The 890-nt window shown below is 62.4% G+C and carries 1 protein-coding gene; it reads left to right on the top strand.

Annotation, left to right across the window (positions count from 1 at the left end; genetic code table 11):
- The coding region (locus tag GSQ79_RS22010; RefSeq protein WP_246725496.1) for a PQQ-binding-like beta-propeller repeat protein at positions 1–890 on the top strand (890 nt) is incomplete at both ends.

Raw genomic sequence — 890 nt, forward strand, 5'->3', positions numbered from 1 at the left:
AGCCTATGACAACGGCAAGATCTTCCTGCACCAGGCCGACACCAACGTCGTCGCGCTCGACGCGAAGACCGGCAAGGAACTGTGGAAGGTCGCCAACGGCGATCCGAAGAAGGGTGCGACCAACACCGCGACAGTGCTTCCCGTGAAGGGCAAGCTGATCGTCGGTATTTCCGGTGGTGAGTTCGGCGTGCAGTGCCACGTGACGGCTTATGACCAGGAGACCGGCAAGCGCATCTGGCGCGGCTACTCGGAAGGCCCGGACGATCAGACCCTGATCAGCCCGACGCAGACGATGTCGCTCGGCAAGCCGGTCGGTGAGAACTCCTCGACCAAGACCTGGGAGGGCGAGCAGTGGAAGACCGGCGGCGGCTGCACCTGGGGCTGGTATTCGTACGACCCCAAACTGGACCTGATGTACTACGGTTCGGGCAACCCCTCGACGTGGAACCCCAAGCAGCGTCCGGGCGACAACAAGTGGTCGATGTCCCTCTGGGCTCGTAACCCCGATACGGGTGCGGTCAAGTGGGTCTACCAGATGACCCCGCACGACGAGTGGGATTACGACGGCATCAACGAAGTGCCGCTGGTCGACCAGAAGATCGACGGCAAGGACCGCAAGCTCCTCGTCCACTTCGATCGTAACGGCTTCGGCTACACGCTCGATCGTGATACCGGCGAACTCCTCGTCGCTCAGAAGTTCGATCCCGCGGTCAATTGGGCCAAGGGCGTCGACATGGACAAGAACTCAAAGGACTACGGACGTCCGATCCGGGTCGAAGCCATGTCCACCGAGCACAACGGCGAAGACGTGAACTCGAAGGGCATCTGCCCGGCGGCTCTCGGCTCCAAGGACGAGCAGCCTTCGGCCTTCTCGCCCAAGACCGGCCTGT

It is taken from the genome of Beijerinckia sp. L45, from assembly GCF_009765775.1.
In the GTDB taxonomy this organism is placed as follows: domain Bacteria; phylum Pseudomonadota; class Alphaproteobacteria; order Rhizobiales; family Beijerinckiaceae; genus RH-AL1.